Below are 19,754 nucleotides of genomic sequence, written 5' to 3' on the forward strand. Positions count from 1 at the left end.
GGTGATCAGACGCACTTACCTCCGTCTATCGTGGAAAACAGCGCATATAACCGCTTCTTTTTCCTTCCTCTAATCATTGGCTTAATGGGTGCTGTCTGGCATTTTAAACGCAATCAGAAAGACGCTGGTATTGTTGGGCTCCTGTTCTTCTTCACCGGTCTTGCCATTGTGCTTTACCTGAACCAGAAGCCACTTGAACCAAGAGAAAGGGACTATGCCTATGCAGGATCTTTTTACGCCTTTGCCATCTGGATAGGCTTTGGGGTTTTCGCCATCAAGGACTGGGTATTTAAAAAAATTACTGCACAGAATGGCGCTGTTGCTGCTACAGTAATCTGTTTACTGGGAGCACCGGTAATAATGGGTGCACAGGGCTGGGATGACCACGACCGTTCATCTAAACTGGTAGCGCACGATATCGCTGTTGATTACCTCGAGTCATGTGCTCCTAATGCTATCCTCTTCACCTATGGTGATAATGATACCTATCCCCTATGGTATATCCAGGAAGTTGAGAATGTAAGACCGGACGTACGTTTAGTGAATCTGAGTTTATTTGATACGGACTGGTACATCGATGGCATGAAGCGCAAGCAGAATGAATCTGAACCGCTTCCTATCAGCATGAAACCTTCACAATATGTACAGGGTGTAAGGGATGTAATGTACTATCAGGATTATAAAATAGCAGGAGCTGTTGAACTGAAGAACATACTTGATGTATTGTTATCTGATGATGATGCAGATAAGATCCCATTGCAAAACGGAACAAAGGAAAACTTTATCCCTACCAAGAACTTTAAGCTCACGATCAATCCTGAGGAAGTGGTAAAAACAGGTACTGTAAGTGCTGCAGATTCTGCTAAGATCGCTCCGGTGATGCAGTGGACGTTCAACAAAAACTATGTAACTAAAGGTACACTTGCTATGCTTGACATCCTTGCCACTAACAATTGGAAAAGACCTATCTATTTTGCAAGCACAGTGCCTTCAGACCAGTTCAATGGCCTGGACAACTATTTGTATACAGAAGGCCTCGCAATGCGCCTGCTGCCTCTTAAAATAGACACTACAGCCGGACGAAACGAGCTGGTGGATACAGATATCCTGTACCGCAATATGTACAACAAATTCAAATGGGGAAATGTGAAAGAGTCGAAATATCTTGACCCACAATCTTCGGATGATATCTCTATCTTCAATAACGTATTCAATACCACTATCAGCGGACTGATCAAAGAAGGAAAGATTGCAGATGCGAAAAAGGTGGTAGCGCGTTATTTCGAAGTGATGCCTGATAAATTCTACGGTATGCGCTCAATGATGGGAACTTATTTCCTTGCAGAGAACCTGTACACCCTGGGAGATACCCAGCGCGCAAATACACTGATGACCAAATCGGCCGACTATATCCAAAAGGAATTGACATATCTTGCTGATGTATCGCAGAGCCGCAACAGGTTCATTGGCGGGCAAAACGTACAGCTTGGCCTGCAGTTCCTGAACCAGATGGTAAAAACTGCTACAGAGCAGAAACAAACCAAACTGGCACAGCAGCTGTCACAGCAGTTCCAGGGATTGGAAGCAAGATTCTCACCATACTTCTCTCAGCAGCCACAACAGTAAGCCGGGAGAAGATACAGGGCATAAAAAATCGGGCTGCAAATTTGATTTGCAGCCCGATTTTTTATGCCTCTTGCCAGGTATGCTCCTTGCAAGGCTACGCCCCTTGTCAGGCTATGCCCCTTGCCAGGTTATGCTCCCTGTTAGGATGTCCCCTGGATTGTCCCTTTGAAATAAGATTGATCTGTTATATTGATGCCTTCGAGCGTTCTTCCGCGCTCGGCAGCATCAATATAACAGATCAATCTTATTATTCATTAACCACACCCATTGAGCAAAACTTTTCAATCCGTGTAGCAATCATTTTTTCTGTTTTCTCCTTGCCCAGTTCTTTCAGGTCTGACAGGATCTGAGCTTTTAAAGTCTCAGCCATGGCAGCAGGATTCTGGTGTGCGCCTCCAAGCGGTTCCTTAATCACGCCGTCAATGAGCTGATTCTTGTACATATCTGTAGAGGTCAGCTTTAAACACTCTGCTGCTTTTTCCTTGTAATCCCAGCTGCGCCAAAGGATAGAAGAGCAGGATTCAGGTGAGATCACTGAATACCAGGTATGTTCAAGCATATATACTTTATCACCGATACCGATACCTAATGCCCCACCGGATGCACCTTCACCAACGATGAAGCACACGATAGGTACCTTCAGTACCGACATTTCGAGCAGATTCCTGGCGATAGCCTCACCCTGACCGCGTTCTTCGGCTTCGATACCCGGGTAAGCACCCATGGTATCTATAAAAGAAATTACCGGTTTATTGAATTTTTCTGCGAGACGCATCAGTCTCAAAGCTTTGCGGTAACCTTCGGGATTAGCCATTCCGAAATTACGGTACTGACGTTCCTTTGTGTTTTTACCTTTCTGATGACCGATGATCATTACCGTCTGGCCGCCAATTGTAGCAAAACCACCAATAATAGCTTTATCGTCCCCCACTGTGCGGTCGCCATGCAGCTCAACGAAATCGTCACAGATCATGCTGATATAATCCAGCGTCTGTGGTCTTTCCGGGTGGCGTGACAATTGAACTTCCTGCCAGCCTGTTAAATTGGTATATAGAGCATTCTGAGTTTTGGATAATTTTTCCTCCAGCTCTATTAGTGTAGCAGACATATCTACTTTTGTTTTATCAGCAACCTGTTTAACCTTTTCAATTTGCTGCATCAGTTCAGCAATAGGTTTTTCAAAATCAAATGACGTTTTTATCTGTTCCATAAGTGGGCGGTAAAAATAGGTAAAAAATCAGAAATTAGTCTAATATGGTTATTTTATTTGTCTTTTCCATTCCGTATGGAAAGAACCGATACAGCGCCCAGAATCATGAATATTCCGGCCAGCACGATTGCGTAAATCGCTTCACCGTGATAAAACTCCTTTACTATAAGTCCACCGAACAACCCGTTTACTATTTGCGGCATGGTAATGAAAAAGTTAAAGATCCCCATGTATACACCCATTTTCCGCGCAGGAATAGCACCCGACAGGATCGCGTAGGGCATGGATAAAATACTTCCCCAGGCCAGGCCTATGCCAATCATTGAAAAGATCAGATAATCGGGATTACTGATAAAATATATGGATAACAGGCCTGCACCGCCGGCTGTAAGCGAAAAAGCATGCGCAATTTTTTTGCTGGTAGCCCTTGCAATGGAAGGCAGGACCAAAGCGTAGAGTGCTGAAACACCGTTATAGATACCAAATAGAAATGCTACCCAGTTGCCGGCATCAGCAAATTTCACAGATGAAGTATCGCCCGGCAATACCTTATAGATGTGCTGCGCAATTGCAGGAGTGGTAAATACCCACATAGAGAACAGGGCAAACCATGAAAAGAATTGTACAAGTCCCAGCTGTTTCATCGTCCCGGGCATATTTGAAAAATCCGTAAGGATAGACCACACACCTTTCTGTTCTTCCACTTCCGGTTCCGCAGCGTGGTATAAGGCCATTTCTTCAGGCGGATATTCTTTGGTATTGATTACTGTCCAGAGGATGGTTAGCAGTAAAATTGCTGCTCCTGCATAAAAGGAATAGATCACATTATGCGGTACCTGACCTGCTGCGGCTACCTTTGATGCTCCCAGGTATTCTGAAAACACATATGGCAGCCATGAACCCGAGATCGCACCTGCACCGATCAGGAAGGTTTGCATAGAAAAGCCGAAGCTCCGCTGTTCATCCGGCAGTTTGTCCCCTACCAAAGCCCTGAAAGGTTCCATGGCTACATTAATAGAGGCATCCATGATCATCAGCATTCCTGCACCGATTATTATGGGGGGAAGGAAACTGGCCATAGCCCCGGCATTTGGCATCAGGATCAGCGCGATAGCTGTAAGGATAGCCCCCACCAGAAAATAAGGTCTTCTTCTGCCAAAGCGGTTCCAGGTCCTGTCGCTATAATACCCGATAATGGGCTGTACAATCATCCCTGTTAACGGTGCTGCCAGCCAGAATAGCGAAAGATGTTCCACATCTGCGCCGAAAGTCTGCAGGATCCTCGAAGCATTGCCATTTTGTAGCGCGAAACCAAACTGTATGCCGAAAAATCCGGCACTCATATTAAAGATCTGGAGGTTTGATAACTTCGGTTTAAGGGCAACAACTTTATTTTCTTCCATAACAGGTATAATTGGTTTTGGTTGCAGAACTTAAAAAGCTAAGATCTGCGCACTCATGGGCAATACCCAAACAGGTATTGAATTGTCTTTGATATCGTTAAGTTTCAAATCTGATAAATGATCATGCACATTACTGACTGCTTTGCCCTGTAATATTTCAGCTGGGATCTGCAACTGGCATTCCATCCGGTAATGGCGGTCAAAATTCACCAGGATCAGCAAACGCTGAGTGGCGGTATACCTTACATAACCATACATCCTTTTGTTCATATTGCCTGCCACAGGGATTTCCCATAACCTGCCTTTGGCAATGGCTTCAGAAGTACCGGCAAATTGCAGCAGTTTTACATAATAGTCCCGCATTGCTTTTTGCTCTGTACCTAAACCAGCCCCATCGAAAGCACCATTATTCATCCACTTCTGGTGTTCCGGCACTCCCCAGTAATCAAATATTGTAGTGCGGTTGTTCTCTCCGCTAAAGCCCTCTGCTCCTCTTCCGGGCTCACCAACTTCCTGACCGAAATAGGTCATTACCGGGCCACCGGATAAAGTTGCAGAAACTACCATTGCCGGCAGTGCCAGTTCGGCCCTTCCGGCAAAACCTGCAGAGGCGATTCTTTCCTCATCATGGTTTTCCAGGAACCGCAGCATATGATCGCCAAAACCGGCGCTCTCCTGCTGCCAAACCCTGCGGATATCTTTTATATCTGCCTGGTCTTCGCTTCTGATCAGTTTTTTTAATCCGTCATATAAACCTACCTTGTCATACAGGTAATCAAACTTTCCAGTAGTTAAAAACGACTTGTATTTTGATGGATCGTAGGCTTCTCCAATAAATATCAGTTCAGGATTGGTTTTTTTCACCTCGGGTATCACCCAGTTCCAGAAAGGCAGCGGAACCATTTCCGCCATATCACAACGGAAACCATCTACACCTTTTTTTGTCCAGAACATCAGGATATCCCGCATTTTAGTCCACACGCCTGGAATGGGATCAAAATGCCCTTTCTGCTGATCCAGGTAATCTACACCATAATTGAGTTTCACCGTCTCGTACCAGTCGTCAATTGAAGGATGTTCCGAAAAAACATCATTTCCTGTGGCTTTTGCCGGCGACTCAACATAATGACGTTCCTGCAGCGGACTTATTGGTGTATGCTGAACTGGGTTAGGCTTAGGAACCAGGAAATCCTTTCCCGGAACATAGTAAAAATCGTTGGCAGAACTAAAGGCAAGATGAACATCATCTCCTTCACCAAAATCTTTTACCCCTTTGGGTTTCATACGCGACTGATATTCGCGGGCCACATGGTTAGGTACAAAGTCTATAATCACCTTCATGCCTTTATTATGAGTCCTTTTGATCAGCGCCTCAAACTCAGCCATCCGGTTTTTCACATCTGTAGCCAAATCCGGGTCTATATCATAATAGTCCCTGATTGCATAGGGCGAACCTGCCCTTCCTTTAACCACATTCGCATTATTGGCGGGAAGCCCGGCACTGCTGTAATCCGTCAGTGTCCCATGCGAGATCACACCGGTAAACCATACATGTGTAGTTCCAAGCTCCCTGATGCCATCCAGAGCGCGGTCGCTGATATCCTCAAACTTACCGCTTCCGTTCTGCTCAATTGTTCCGTAAGGAATATTATTTTGTTGCTTATTGCCAAATAACCTTGGCAATAGCTGATAGATCATGATCTTTTTATTCTCCTGTGCCATACCTGCTTCCATAATTCCTGTAACCAGTAAAATAATTAAGACAGCTGTGCGGCAACAGATTTTCATACGGCCAACCCTTTATAGGCAATAACCGTTTCACCTGCCGGCACGCTGTGCGATTGGTTAAAGATATTAATGTCCATGATTGTTTTTGCAGGATTGTTTATAGTAATCTCATCTTTGGTCACCTTTATTTTAAGCTGGATCCCACGGAAACCGATGTTGAATGAAAAGGAATTCCATTGTTCCGGTAAAAAAGGATTAAATGACAGCAGATTATTGCGTACACGCATACCGGCAAAACCTTCTACAATGCTCATCCAGGTACCTGCCATTGAAGTGATGTGCAATCCATCTTCTGTATCGTTGTTATAGTCGTCCAGGTCCAAACGTGACGTACGCAGGTAAAACTCATATGCTTTTTCACCATCATTCAGCTTTGCAGCTAAAATACTGTGTACACAGGGTGATAAAGAGCTTTCATGTACTGTACGGGATTCATAGAAATCGAAATTCCTGCGCAGCGATTCCATATCGTAGTTGTCTTCAAAGAAATACATTCCCTGCAAAACATCAGCCTGTTTGATAAACCCTGAACGTAATATTCTATCCCAGCTCCATTTTTGGTTGATCGGACGCTCCGATGCAGGCAGGTCGCTTACCAGAATCTGTTCCTTATCCAGGAAACCATCCTGTTGCAGGAATATGCCTTTTTCTTCATCATAAGGCAGGTAAATATTTCCGCTTACAGCTTTCCAGCCGGCAAATTCTGCAGCTTCCTCAAATGCTGTTTTCTCAACGATCTGCTGGTACCTTGCAGGATCTTCTGTTTTTACGATCTCCGCAGCTTCTGCGGCATAATCTAAACACCATGCCGCAAGGGTACTTGTATACCAGTTATTATTTACGTTGTTCTCATATTCGTTTGGTCCGGTTACGCCTAACATCACATACTGCTGTCTGGCTTCGCTCCAGTTTACCCTTTGTTTCCAGAACCTGGCAATGCCGATCAGAACTTCCAGTCCGTATTCTTTCAGGTAACTCTGATCACCTGTGTAACGGATGTAATTGAAGATCGCAAATGCGATAGCGCCGTTCCGGTGGATCTCTTCGAAAGTGATCTCCCATTCGTTGTGGCATTCTTCTCCATTCATAGTTACCATCGGGTATAAAGCTGCACCTTTATCAAAGCCGAGCTTCTGTGCGTTTTCTATAGCTTTCTCCAGGTGTTTGTAGCGGTATACCAGCAGGTTTTTTGAAACTTCCTGCGGGGCGGTCGACAAATAAAAGGGGATACAATAAGCTTCAGTATCCCAATAGGTAGAACCTCCGTATTTTTCACCGGTGAAACCTTTAGGGCCGATATTCAAACGGGCATCCTTACCTGTATAGGTCTGATTGAGCTGGAAGATATTAAAGCGGATAGCCTGTTGCGCAGCTACATCTCCCTCAATAATGATATCGCCTTCCTCCCATTTCGTAGCCCATGCCGCAGCCTGTTCTTCCAGCAGTGCGGCAAAACCTTTTAGTACAGCAGCATTTAAAACCTCAGCTGCTTTTTCAATCAGTTCAGCTTTATCGTAGTTCTGTGAAGAAAGATTGGTTGCTATTTTATAGATATCCAGTGTTTTATCTTTAACAAGATCAAGGGATATCAGTTCAGCCAGGTATTTATCTTTTACAGCAGTATCAGCAGTTAGCTGCGACTGGTTACCGTTTATAATAACCAGTGTTTTTACACCGGTTATTACTTCAAATTCTGTTTTTTTAGTACGCATGGTCAGGTAAGAACCGCTGTCATTCTGCGTTCTGTTTACCTCATCCCAAAATTTCTCATCGTAATTTGAATCCTGGTTTTTCACATCTCCGTCGATGAAGGATGTCAGTTCCAGTTTTCCGGAGAAATTAAGTGCAGTCAGCTGGTAATGCAGGGCTGCCACTTCATCATTCGCAATGCTGAAGAAACGTTTTGCAGTAACACTGATTTGTTTTCCTGAAGCCAGTTCAGCTTTAAAGCAGCGTTCCAGGTAACCCTCTTTCATGTTCAGGATACGCTTAAAGTCTGTAACCTTGCAGAGACTGAGATCAAGCTCTTCGCCATCAAGGCGGATGTTTAAGCCCATCCAGTTTGCTGCGTTCAGCACTTTGGCGAAGTATTCAGGGTAGCCGTTTTTCCACCAGCCTACCCTTGTTTTATCAGGATAATACACTCCTGCTACATAATTTCCCTGGAGGGTTTCGCCAGTATAACTTTCTTCAAAGTTTGCGCGCTGCCCCATGCGCCCGTTGCCCAGGCTGAACAGGCTTTCTGATATTTTATTTAAATGAGGATCAAAACCTTCCTCTATAATGTTCCACTCTTCCGCTTGTATGTAATTCTTCATCAGCATCAATTTTTTAAAGCATTCTGACTCACAGAACTGCTTTAGGTTACCCCTGCCTGCTCCACAAATTCTGGAAACAGGACGTTTATTTATAACTTTTTCTTTATCCTTTCCTGTTTGCAACCAGGTCAATCAGCTGCTGTACTGATACGCCTGAAAGATCTTTTACAAACATATCTGCCCCCGGCAGGTTCTTTTCTTCTCCTACACCTACTACAGCCATATGTGCTGCAATAGCCGCCTCTACTCCTGCAGAAGCATCTTCAAATACGATACAATCTTCCGCAGCGGCTTTCAGCAACTCTGCTCCTTTTACAAAAACTTCAGGATCAGGTTTGGAAGTAGTGACTGCATTCCCGTCAACAATTGCATCAAAGAAATGCGTAAGGTTTGTTCTTTCCAGGATCAGTCCGGAGTTCTTGCTGGCGGAGCCTAAAGCAATCTTAATTCCTTTTGCGTGCAGCGCTTCCAATAACTCCAGTGAGCCCGGTAATACTTCGGAGGCCGACATTTTACTGATCATATCAACATACCATGTGTTTTTCAGTGCCGCCAGTTCTTCTTTCTCGTCCTGGCTCTTTTCTACACCGCCCCATGCTAAAATCTTGTCTAAAGAGCGCATGCGGTTTACACCTTTCAGCTGCTCGTTCTGCTCATGGCTAAAATCAAAACCCAGAGAGTTGGCCAGTTTTTTCCAGGCCTGGTAATGATATACTGCTGTATCTACTAATACCCCATCGAGGTCAAAAATGCATGCTATCGTGCTTACTTCCATATTAATTCAGTTCTAATACCAGCGTAGTCTTTGCCGGCACAGTGATCTCTTTAGTACTATTAAATTTCTCTCCGCTGATCACATTGGTAATTGCAGCCGTATTTTTCATCTGGGCAGCAAACCGTTCAGTTTTCAGTGTTTTTACTTTGTCTTCAGCATTTAATATTACCATTACGGTTTTGCTTCCTTCGGGAGTAATTCTGAAATAAACGTACATTCCATCTTCCGGTACGTACTGGATCAGTTTTCCCGACTGCAAAGCAGCGCTTTCCTTACGGTAGTGCGCCAGTTTGCTTACATAATTAAACGCTTCGTTTTCTTTTGGGGTACGACCGCCAGCAGTGAATTTATTCATTTTATCAGCTGCCCATCCCCCCGGAAAATCAGATCTTACCAGTCCGTCCGGATCAGAAAAGTTCTTCATAAGGATCTCTGTACCGTAATATAACTGTGGTACGCCGCGCATAGTCATCAGCAGGGCGATGCCAGATTTATACTTGTTGAAATCCTCATTGATCATAGAGTAAAAGCGGCTCATATCATGGTTATCCAGGAAAATTGCATTGCGGTTGGCATCCTGATACAGGAAATCCTGAGAAACAACAGTATACAACCTGAATATTCCATCCGTCCATCCTGATTTACCATTCAGTGCTTCATAGATGGTATTTTTCATCATATTATCCGTTACCCCCGGCAACTGTGTATCAAAGCCTCTGTTTACCGTATTTCCCTGTGTAAAGTAAGCCTGTGACGCCACAGAGTTTACTAGTGTTTCTCCAAAAATAGACAGGTTTGGAAATTCAGCTTTCAGCTTAGTTGCCCAGTCGGCCATATATGCCGGCTCATTGTAAGGGTATGTATCCAGTCTCAATCCGTCGATACCTGCATATTCAATCCACCAGATATGGTTTTGCGTCAGGTAATTCTGCACATAGGGGTTCCTCTCATTCAGGTCCGGCATGGTTGGTACAAACCAGCCATCCAGCATTTTCTTCCTGTCAGCTTCGGCAGCGTGGGGATCCATTACAGGTTCATCGCGGTAGCTGCTTTGTGTATACACCGGCCACTGGTTCACCCAGTCCTTCATTGGCATGTCTTTGAAGATCCAGTGCCCTGTACCAATGTGGTTATGAACGATGTCTTTAATTATTTTTAAGCCATTTGCATGTGCTTTATCTACGTAAGCTTTAAAAAGTGCATTGGTACCGTAACGGGGATCAATCTTGTAATGATCAGTTACCGCATAACCGTGGTAAGATGCTTTTGGCATATCGTTCTCTACTTCGGGTGTCATCCACAGTGTAGTTATACCTAAATCCTTGAAATAATCCAGGTGGTTCATTACTCCCTGGATATCTCCGCCGTGGCGGTAATACATGGAGTCGCGGTTCAACGTCTGTTCTTTCAAGCCTTTTACTTTATCATTAGAAGGATCACCGTTTGCAAAGCGGTCCGGCATCAGCAGGTAGATCAGGTCTTTGTTTGTTACACCCTGGATACGGGAAGGTGATGCATCCCTGTTTTTCAGTTCATAACTGTAATCGAATTTCTTTTTGCCGTTTTCTAAAAAGGAGATCGGGAATTTACCGGCTTTGGCATCAGCAGAGATTTCAAGATCAAGAAAAAGATAGTTTGGGTTTTCCACTTTGTGCAGTTCTACCAGTTTAACACCTGGATAATCCAGCTTAGCGGTATACCCTGCAATGTTTTTGCCATGGATCAGCAGCTGCAGTTTAGGATTATTCATGCCTGTAAACCAGAATAGGGGATCTACATGGTCTGGTTTGGATTGTGCCCATGTATTTGCTGACAGCAGCACAAGGAATATAACGTATAACTTCTTCATTTTTGCTTTTTTTCTGAGACTGAACGGAAAGATTAAATTGGGATAAACTAATATATTGAGGAACAACCTAAATTATTGGTGATAACTAAAAAAAGTGCCCTAACCTTAGTCGGGGCACTTGTGGTGTGTGTTTTATTGTAATACTATCGAGTACACGTAATTACCAGGGATACTTACGTTGAATGTAATTTTATAAGTGCCTGCTGTGACAGGAATAGCAGTACCGCCTTCTACCAGTGTACCATCTGCTGTAGCGTTGCTTCCGTAATTAAGTACATCTGTGCCGTTTGCCCTGAACTTTAATGTTCCTGCAGACAGTGCTTTAGTTACTGTCCATACTTTGGTACCGGTATCGTAGGTCATTGGTGTTTCAACATTTCCTGTTGCAGCGCCCATTACTGCCCATGTAGTTTTCAATGCAGAGTAAGTAAGTGCATTGGTATTTGCTTTAAGCTGGTAATAACCTGCACCTGTAATCTTAAGGTTATCTCCACTGCCTGCAACGATTTTACCTGCTGCAGAAGTTCCGTAAATAATATTGTCCCAGTTTGGTGCAGAGGTAATTTTAAACTCGTTTACTGCATCAGGAAAATAAATATATCCTTCATAAGATTTATCATCAGCTACAGAAGAGATCCTAGATGCTGTTGCAGGAGCCCAGCCCTGGTATGCACCCGGTACATACAGCGACGGATAATCAATGATAATCTGGTATGGAGTGATTGTATAAGTCAGCGCGTTTGAGTAAGCAGCAGGATGTTTGTCGCTGATCGTTGCTTTCACCCTGATGTCAATCTTACCTGCTACATTGTTGGTTAACTTAAGTTGATTACTGATGCTGTTGATATCTGCAACAGTAACAGTCTTTGTGAGTAAAGTTCCTGCTGATATCTCTTTTGGAGCTTTAAAACTATTACCAGAAATATCAACCTGAATAGTGTAAGACACCACACTGCCTTCAAATCCGAAGGTAGATGCGTTCCAGTTGAAAACACCGAAATTGACTGCGGCGTTCTCTTCCTTTAATAGCTGGGTAGTCAATGCGGTGGAAGTTAGTGCTGGTGCAGTACCGTTTCCTGCCACCACTTTAGTTTCATCCTTCTTGCAAGACATGAACATAATTATGAACATGCTGAAGGCTATCGTTTTTATAAATAATGATTTCATCTTGATGCGCTTATTTTTATAGTTGAAAGATGATTAATAGCCAGGGTTCTGAACCAGGTTAGTATTGGCGATGATATCAGCCGAAGGCAAAGGAAAGATACTGCGGGTAGCATCTACTGCACGGCCGGCATTTACGCCACCTTTGAATGGCCATAAGTAAGAGCCGTCAGTGAATTTTCCGAAGCGGACCAGGTCGGTACGTCTGTAACCTTCCCAGTAAAATTCTTTTGCTCTTTCTGTTAAGAGATTGTCTAAGGTCAGTGACGATACGTTTCCTGAATCATTACCGTAGGCACGGCGGCGTAAAAGGTTTACATAAGTTATCGCCATAGCGGTTGTACCACCAGTTCCTCCACGTAAAACAGCTTCAGCATAATTCAAATAAGCTTCCGGCAAACGGAACAACGGAAAATCTACTGAGGTAAACGTACCGTTTGTTGAAGGCGCAGTAATATTTGCCTGAGTAATGTTTTTGAATTTTGTTACGCGCAGGCCGTCGGTAAATACGCCAATATCATCGTTGGCAGCTTTAGTACCGAAAAACATGTAGCGTTGATCTGTAGCGCTTGCAGTACCAAACATTGCCGGCAAAGTAGAACTGGCATGGATACCACCCCATCCGCCGTTTGGCACACCAAATGAAGAAGGATTCATATCTGTGTTGATCGACGCATTGATAATGAAAGTTGTACCTCCATAATTTTGCGTAAAGTTACCATCATAGTTGATGGCGAAGATCGTTTCGCGGTTATTTACATCATTATCAGCAAGGAACAGGTTTTTGTAAGCCGACTGAAGGGTGTAGTTTCCTGCAATCACCTTACTTGCGTAGGTAATTGCTTCTGTATTTTTAGCTGTGCCAGTGTAAACCGCAGCATTCAGGTACAAACGTGACAATAACATATCCGCAGCACCTTTAGAAGCCCTGCCATACTCAGGCGTAGTCAATAATAAAGGCTCAACTGCCAGTAACTCTGATTCTACATATTTAAACAGGTCCGCACGTTTAATTTGTTTCGGAGAAACGATACCTATCGCATTTTCTTCAGTCAGGATCGGCGGATTACCAAACAGGTCCATCAGTACCCAGTACTGGTAAGCGCGTAAAAATCTTGCTTCTGCCCTGTATGCATCAATATTTGTCGCATCGGTTCCTGTGATATTACGTGAAGCCAGTTTCTCCGGAGTACTTTCACGAAGGAATTCGTTTGCTACAGTAATCTGGTAAAGACTTCTGGTATACAATCCGCGCAGGATGATATTTTCTGAACTGTAAGTAAGGTAATTCAGTTCATATACACCCGGGTCGTTCCATACACACAGGCCTTCGTCAGTTGTAAGTTCCTGGGCATTCCAGTACAAACGGATAAAATCAGAGGTTCCTGCATCGATACCACCCAGATCACTCTTGTCAGAGCCCGAACCGCTGGTGGTTGCGAAACTTGCATATACTTTTGCCAGAACTTGTTTATAGCCCGCTGGTGTTGAATAAACCACATCAGAGGTAAGGTCATTTGTAGGCGTTAAATTCAGGTCTTTTTTACAAGACGAGAGCGTAGCCAATAAAATGGCTGTACCCGTAAATATTTTGAATAGTTTCATCTTCTTAAATTATTAATATTAAAATCCAACGTTTACACCCAGACTGTATGTTCTTGGTCTTGGGTACAGGTTGTAATCTATACCAGTAGAATTTTCAGGATCGATGCCTTTGTAATCCGAGATCACAAATACATTTTGAACATTTGCCGTGAAGCGCAGTGTAGTACTCCTGTTTGGTGAGATCCTACCGAAGTTGTAGGCAAGACCTGCATTATCCATTTTCAGGAATGAAGCATTACGCACATAGTAGTCGCTCAGGAACTGGTTGGCTGTAAAGTTGGTTTCCAATAAATTGCTGCCTGCATTGTTAATCAGTCCGCTTGGGCTCAGCACATTTCTGCTTACACCAAGGTTGGAGGAAACGTTGTCGTAAATGTAATTACCTAAGTTTCCGCGAAGCACAGTGCTCAGTGTCCATTTTTTGTAGTTAAACGATGTTGTGAATCCTAAGATCACCTTAGGTTGCGGAGATTTATAGAAATACTTATCCTGATCGTTTACTACGCCATCATTGTTCAGATCCTGGTAAACACCTTCAATTGGTGCACCCTGCTCATTGTACACCTGTTTGTATACAAAGAAAGAACCCGGGTTGTAACCTGCAGCATTCCATTTCAGGGTTGTACCTGTTGCTCCGGTAATATCACCTGCTCCAATTTTGTAGTTGGGATCAGGATTTAAGGATAGATTGGTTACTTTATTTTTGTTGTAGGTAGCATTGAAGCCCATATCCCAGTTGATATCATCGCTTTTGATAATGGCTACGTTGATGCTTGCCTCGATACCTTTATTCTCCATGTTACCCACGTTGGTCAGCAACAAGTTACTGAAGTTAGTTCCTACCGGGATAGGCACAGTACTCAGCAGATCTTTGGTTTTTTTGAAATAAACATCTACGCTACCAAAAACACGTCCTTTAAACAAACCGTAATCGATACCGGCATTGTAAGTTGTTGATGTTTCCCATTTAAGGTTCCTGTCGTAAGCAATCGGCGTATAGAAGTGGTAATATTGACCACCGATATAATACTGCTGCTCATTGGCACTGTTATAGTAGTTTGGAAGGAAACTATAGTTGGCAATACCATCCTGCTGGCCGGTGATACCGTAACTTAAACGCATTTTCAAATCAGATAATACCTTGCTGTCCTTCAGGAAATCCTCGTTGATAGCTTTCCAGGTAAAACCGGCTGAAGGGAAATAACCCCATCTGTTATCTTCACTGAATTTGGAAGATCCATCGGCACGCATGGTACCTGAGAGAATGTATTTATCAGCCAGCGTATATACTACACGACCATAGTAAGACAATAATCTGTTTTGCTGGGTATCAAAAGGAAACACGGGATTACTGATTACTGCGCCCAGACCATTGTAGCTGGTGAAGTTGTATGTTGTGGTAGAGTTATCATAATAACCGTAACCAGCTGTTGCGTTAATATTACTGTTGATACCTTTCAGGTCTTTCGCATAATTGAAATAAAACTCTGCCAGTTTATTGTGCTGTACAGAATTGTATTGTGTAGAAGATCCGCTGGTACCAAAGCTTTGCGCTGCATAGTAAGGAATATTTGTATTTCCATATCCTTTAGATACATCGTAACCTGCATTGGCATTTACATGTAATTCAGGAAGGAAGTGGAAAGAGTAATCCAGTCTTAAGTTACCAAAACTTCTGTCGGCTTTACCAAGATCAGTTTTTTGCTCAATCAGTCCCAGTGGGTTTCTTGGTGCGTTAGGGTTTAACTGTCCTGTAGAACCTACCCATTCATAGTATCCTCCATATTGGTTGCTGGCATATACAGGTTGTGTAGGATCAAACTGGATCGCTGCTTTCACAGCATCCTGATTGGCAAAACGTGATTCACTCAGCGTACCTTTTAAATTTAAGTCTACTTTCAAATGGTTATCAAAGAAAGTCGGGTTTAAAGTCAGTGCTGCAGAAGCACGGGTAAGGTTATCGGTTTGCAGTGATCCTTTCTGATCAAGGTAACCGCCAGAAAAACGGTAAGGAACTTTTTTAAATGCTCCGGCAATGCTCAGGTTGTTATCAGTACTAAATACGTTTTTGTAAATTACATCCTGCCAGTCTGTATTAGCAGTACCCAGCAAAGCTTTCTGATCTGCTGTACCATTCGCATTTACATACGCACGAATCTGATCAGCAGATAATACATCTACTTTCTTGGCTACTGTTAAATAAGAATTTACTGTACTGAAGTTTATCACCGGTGCTCCTGATTTACCTTTTTTGGTAGTAATCAGAATAACGCCGTTAGATGCTCTGGAACCATATATAGCGGTTGCATTTGCATCTTTCAGGATCGTAAATGTTTCAATATCATTTGGATTGATCAAACTCAGTGGGTTACCAACTCCGGCGATCACATTACTATTTGTTGCGCCAGGCAATAAGTTACTACTGAAAGGCACACCATCAACTACAATCAGTGGGTCGTTACTCGCGTTTAGCGAAGCACCGCCCCTTACCCGGATTGTACTTCCTGAACCAGGAGCACCACCGTTTGAAGTAATGGATACACCGGCCACTTTACCTGAGATCAATTGCTCAGGAGAAGTAATATTACCCTGCTGGAATTCTTTTGCACCTACAGTAGTGATTGATCCTGTAAGATCTTTCTTTTGTGCGGTACCGTAACCGATTACCACTACTTCATTTAAATTCTGTGCATCAGGTTTAAGGGAGAAGTTAGCTACAGTGTTTCCCTGTACGGTTACATCCATATCAACAGAACGGTAACCGATGTATGTAGCCGTAAGCGTAACAGCACCGTTTGATACGCCTGTCAACCTGTAGTTACCTTTTACATCTGTGCTTGAAACTTTCGACTGCCCTTTTACCTGGACCGAAACACCTGGAAGCCCCAGTCCTGTTTCGTCAATTACTTTACCGGTTATGATACCGGTTTGTGCCTGTACGGCAAATGCTGCGAAGGTTAAAACCAGCAGCAAAACTCGCCTCATCACGTAAAATACTTTCATATTTATTGCTCTTTTTGGGTTATATATTTGGATATGCTATAAGTGTATATTACACTCCGGGTAAATTTACATTTGCGTTCAATATTTCCAAATTTTATATCAAAATAAAATTTAGCACCATATTTTATACTTCAAAAAAGAGTTTTTCAACCAATAAATTCTACGCAAATTTTTACACCGTGATCAATATATCAAGCGTAAAATATTATTATTCAGTCATATATAGGAATAAAACAAAAGAATAAAGTGTTTTATTTACACTAAGTGTTTTTCAAAGCATTTTACGGGAACGGTACCGGGAACGTTCCCGGTATTACTGACTTTCTATCTCTCAAAGTCAGACTTAAAACAGAAGATTCTGCGTATTTTCAGTCGGCCGCCATTTTTTTTTAAATAAACCCCGGAGTTCAGGGCAAAAAAAAGCCGGAAAATCAAGTCCTGAAGCGCAGCATAAAATCAAAAAAATGCTAAAGTTTAGCAGTCGAGTTCCGCTTGATCAGTTTCGAATCCAGCACCACGGTTTCACTGCTGTTTACCAGGTCAGGCGACTCTAAAATTTTGAACAAAAGGGAAGCAGCCTCAACCCCTATCTGTGTGGATGGCTGGGTAACTGTAGTGAGGGAAGGATTGAGCAAAGGGGCAATCTGCAGGCTGGAGAAACCAACTACCTTTACATCTGCGGGGATTGCAATATTCATATCGTAGCAGGCATAATAAGTAGCAAAGGCCAGTCTCTCTACCGAAGTAAAAACCCCGTCCGGTTTCAACTTTTTGAACATGTCTTTAAGGATGACATTGTTCCGCTTATAGCTATTGGTACAGTCTACAATTAAATGATCGTCAAATGGAATCCCGTACTTTTCCAGTGCATCCAGGTACCCCTGCATCCTGGTTTTTCCTATTGACAGGTTTTTATTGATTACAAGATAGGCAATTCGTGTACAGCCCTGTTTGATCAGGTGCTGCGTAGCAGAAAAGCTGCTGTCATAATCGTTGGTAATTACCCTTGGAGTGATAATATCTTCATAGACCCTGTCAAAAAACACCAGTGGCAAACGCTGCTGGTTTAGTTCGTTCAAATAGGTATGGTCGTTTGCCTCGCCTGATACCGACATGATGATGCCGTCAGCACGGCCATTGTGCAGGTGTCTGATAAAAGAAACTTCTTTCTCATAATCATCATCTGTAGCATAGATCAGAATGTGATAGCCCTTACTTCTGGCAATCTTTTCTATACCATGAATGGCCTGTGAAAAGAAATTATTGCCCAGTTCAGGAACAATCACAGCGATAGTTTTACTGCGTTGCTCGCGTAAATTACTCGCGTAATGATTTGGCTGGTAGTTGTATTCCTTTGCAGCAGCCAGTATTTTATCTTTGGTTTCTTTGCTGATATCACTATTGTCCCTGAAGGCCCTTGAGACCGTTGAGGTAGAGAGATTCAGCACTTTGGCCAGCTCCTTTATATTGATGTTACTCATTTATGCAGCATTAATTTAATCCTTCCAGCGCCATTCTCCAGCGATCTTTAAGGGCAGCTCCAATTTATTTGCTACAAGGAAAGCTTTCAACTTCTCCTCCGTTTGTCGTTCCACAGGGATAACCGGCGTATTTGCCAGTCCATCAATCAGCATTGTGCTGTAACGAACTGTATTTTTCAGTTGCTGTTCATCCACCAGGCTGAATTTGTCGCCATCAGAGTGGTAAAATTGTCCCGAATTATTTGGCAGCTCACCTCCTGCACCGCCACCTGTAGGAATTCCTTCCAGCATAAAGGGCTGATGGTCGCTGTGTAAACCTGCGCCAGCGCGGAATACATTTTTAAAGCCAGTATCGATCTTTGCAATCTGGCCTCCCCAGGTCGTAAACAGTTCCTTCATCTCCTCACGACTTGTAGCAAATCCTTTGGGATCATTGGTCATATCGTAGTTCAGCATAAACTTCAGCTGATCGAGCTCGTGTTTTTCCTGCGCAGCTTTGATATAAGCTTTGGAACCCAGCAATCCCTGCTCCTCGCCCATAAACAGTACAAATTCTACCGTTCTTTTTGGTTTTAAATTCAGGACTTTAAATGTCCTGGCCATATCGATCACCGCGAAAGATCCTATACCATTGTCAATTGCTCCTGTGGCAAGATCCCAGCTGTCAAGGTGCCCACCTACAACAATCTTTTCTTTTGGCAGGCTACTGCCTTTCAGCGTAGCTACAACATTCCTGGCTTTAATCTTACCAGAGAAATTGGTCATATTTAAACTGGCGTATTGTGGTTTAAACTTCAGTTGTTCCTTAAGCTGCATGCCATCTTCCAAACCAATACATACTGCCGGCACAGGGATTAACTTACCAGTAACCGACGCTGTTCCAGTTAGTAAAACCCCACCTTTTACGCCATTGATAATGATTACTCCTGTTGCGCCGTATTTTGTAGCTATCGCTGTTTTTTCAGAACGATGCAATGTGGGCGTTCCTGCCGCTGATCCGGGCAAAACACCCAGGTAAATCAGCGCGATCCTGCCTTTCACCTTGTCCTTGTCCTTAATATAATCCTCTTCCAGACCATTTCCCATATCTGCAATAGCTGCAGAAACTGAAGCCTTTACGGGAGAATGTGCAAGTGTTACAGATTTAACGGTATTCAAAGCGGATGGTAAATCTCCGATTTTAGTTTCGTTGGTCAGCCTGCTCCAGCTTTCTACCTCAAAAGGCTGATAGCTCAGCTCATATCCATAGGATTTCAACAGTTTATAAGCATATTCTTCTGCTTTGGCTCCGTTTGCAGATCCCGTCAGCCGGTGCCCGATGGTTTCAGTTGCGGATTTCAGCGTGCCATAGGCAGCAGAATGGGACTGAACTTCGGCATTTATTCTTTTAAAATCAGCATTGAGGTCATCCTGGGCATAGGCCGAGACAGCCAGCCCCGCAAAAAGGAGTTGAATTGAAAGCTTCATGAATATAATTTTTGATGAAATTAAGCTTAATAATAACGCTTAGGAAATTTTTCTCAACAAAAAAG

11 protein-coding genes and 1 pseudogene are annotated in these 19,754 nt (G+C 43.3%); 1 reads left to right on the forward strand and 11 read right to left on the reverse strand.

Translation table 11 applies throughout. From position 1 onward, the window contains the following. A pseudogene (locus ABWY16_RS18175) lies at positions 1 to 1,626 on the forward strand (DUF2723 domain-containing protein); the annotation flags it as partial. 247 nt (positions 1,627 to 1,873) lie between these two features. Here the strand turns inward: ABWY16_RS18175 and ABWY16_RS18180 are convergent. From ABWY16_RS18180 to ABWY16_RS18230, 11 genes are all read right to left on the reverse strand, one after another. Next, on the reverse strand, positions 1,874 to 2,836 hold the full coding sequence (locus ABWY16_RS18180) for an acetyl-CoA carboxylase carboxyltransferase subunit alpha (RefSeq protein ID WP_353906084.1): 963 nt from the start codon (positions 2,834 to 2,836) through the stop codon (positions 1,874 to 1,876). 53 nt (positions 2,837 to 2,889) lie between these two features. Continuing rightward, the gene (locus ABWY16_RS18185) at positions 2,890 to 4,239 is read right to left on the reverse strand and encodes an MFS transporter (RefSeq protein ID WP_353906085.1); all 1,350 of its coding nucleotides are present in this window, start codon (positions 4,237 to 4,239) and stop codon (positions 2,890 to 2,892) included. 30 nt (positions 4,240 to 4,269) lie between these two features. Next, on the reverse strand, positions 4,270 to 6,027 hold the full coding sequence (locus ABWY16_RS18190; protein ID WP_353906086.1) for an alpha-amylase family protein: 1,758 nt from the start codon (positions 6,025 to 6,027) through the stop codon (positions 4,270 to 4,272). Then, positions 6,024 to 8,345: a glycoside hydrolase family 65 protein gene (locus ABWY16_RS18195; RefSeq protein ID WP_353906087.1), complete on the reverse strand. Its 2,322-nt coding sequence runs from the start codon at positions 8,343 to 8,345 to the stop codon at positions 6,024 to 6,026. The genes ABWY16_RS18190 and ABWY16_RS18195 overlap by 4 nt, the downstream gene beginning before the upstream one ends. Positions 8,346 to 8,448: 103 nt before the next feature. Further along, on the reverse strand, positions 8,449 to 9,120 hold the full coding sequence (gene pgmB / locus ABWY16_RS18200) for a beta-phosphoglucomutase (RefSeq protein ID WP_353906088.1): 672 nt from the start codon (positions 9,118 to 9,120) through the stop codon (positions 8,449 to 8,451). Between the two features lies 1 nt (position 9,121). Next, positions 9,122 to 10,969 (reverse strand): glycoside hydrolase family 13 protein, encoded by a 1,848-nt coding sequence (locus tag ABWY16_RS18205; RefSeq protein ID WP_353906089.1) that lies wholly within the window; start codon positions 10,967 to 10,969, stop codon positions 9,122 to 9,124. 132 nt (positions 10,970 to 11,101) lie between these two features. Beyond that, positions 11,102 to 12,082: a SusE domain-containing protein gene (locus ABWY16_RS18210; protein WP_353906090.1), complete on the reverse strand. Its 981-nt coding sequence runs from the start codon at positions 12,080 to 12,082 to the stop codon at positions 11,102 to 11,104. Between the two features lie 87 nt (positions 12,083 to 12,169). Beyond that, positions 12,170 to 13,738: a RagB/SusD family nutrient uptake outer membrane protein gene (locus ABWY16_RS18215; RefSeq protein ID WP_353906091.1), complete on the reverse strand. Its 1,569-nt coding sequence runs from the start codon at positions 13,736 to 13,738 to the stop codon at positions 12,170 to 12,172. 18 nt (positions 13,739 to 13,756) lie between these two features. Further along, a complete protein-coding gene (locus ABWY16_RS18220; RefSeq protein ID WP_353906092.1) occupies positions 13,757 to 16,741 on the reverse strand; it encodes a SusC/RagA family TonB-linked outer membrane protein in 2,985 nt (994 codons plus the stop codon). A gap of 467 nt (positions 16,742 to 17,208) precedes the next feature. Next, the gene (locus ABWY16_RS18225) at positions 17,209 to 18,222 is read right to left on the reverse strand and encodes a LacI family DNA-binding transcriptional regulator (RefSeq protein ID WP_353906093.1); all 1,014 of its coding nucleotides are present in this window, start codon (positions 18,220 to 18,222) and stop codon (positions 17,209 to 17,211) included. A gap of 15 nt (positions 18,223 to 18,237) precedes the next feature. After that, entirely contained in the window at positions 18,238 to 19,689 is a 1,452-nt protein-coding gene (locus tag ABWY16_RS18230) for a M28 family peptidase (protein ID WP_353906094.1), read from the reverse strand. Positions 19,690 to 19,754 lie beyond the last annotated feature (65 nt).

The sequence above is a fragment of the Pedobacter sp. genome, from assembly GCF_040513095.1.
GTDB lineage: Bacteria > Bacteroidota > Bacteroidia > Sphingobacteriales > Sphingobacteriaceae > Pedobacter.

Excerpts from the sequence above, each read along its gene's own strand:
- ABWY16_RS18180 (WP_353906084.1), bottom strand. The coding sequence starts at position 2,836 with ATGGAACAGATAAAAACGTCATTTGATTTTGAAAAACCTATTGCTGAA.
- ABWY16_RS18185 (WP_353906085.1), bottom strand. The coding sequence starts at position 4,239 with ATGGAAGAAAATAAAGTTGTTGCCCTTAAACCGAAGTTATCAAACCTC.
- ABWY16_RS18190 (WP_353906086.1), bottom strand. The coding sequence starts at position 6,027 with ATGAAAATCTGTTGCCGCACAGCTGTCTTAATTATTTTACTGGTTACA.
- ABWY16_RS18195 (WP_353906087.1), bottom strand. The coding sequence starts at position 8,345 with ATGAAGAATTACATACAAGCGGAAGAGTGGAACATTATAGAGGAAGGT.
- pgmB (WP_353906088.1), bottom strand. The coding sequence starts at position 9,120 with ATGGAAGTAAGCACGATAGCATGCATTTTTGACCTCGATGGGGTATTA.
- ABWY16_RS18205 (WP_353906089.1), bottom strand. The coding sequence starts at position 10,969 with ATGAAGAAGTTATACGTTATATTCCTTGTGCTGCTGTCAGCAAATACA.
- ABWY16_RS18210 (WP_353906090.1), bottom strand. The coding sequence starts at position 12,082 with ATGTCTTGCAAGAAGGATGAAACTAAAGTGGTGGCAGGAAACGGTACT.
- ABWY16_RS18215 (WP_353906091.1), bottom strand. The coding sequence starts at position 13,738 with ATGAAACTATTCAAAATATTTACGGGTACAGCCATTTTATTGGCTACG.
- ABWY16_RS18220 (WP_353906092.1), bottom strand. The coding sequence starts at position 16,741 with ATGAAAGTATTTTACGTGATGAGGCGAGTTTTGCTGCTGGTTTTAACC.
- ABWY16_RS18225 (WP_353906093.1), bottom strand. The coding sequence starts at position 18,222 with ATGAGTAACATCAATATAAAGGAGCTGGCCAAAGTGCTGAATCTCTCT.
- ABWY16_RS18230 (WP_353906094.1), bottom strand. The coding sequence starts at position 19,689 with ATGAAGCTTTCAATTCAACTCCTTTTTGCGGGGCTGGCTGTCTCGGCC.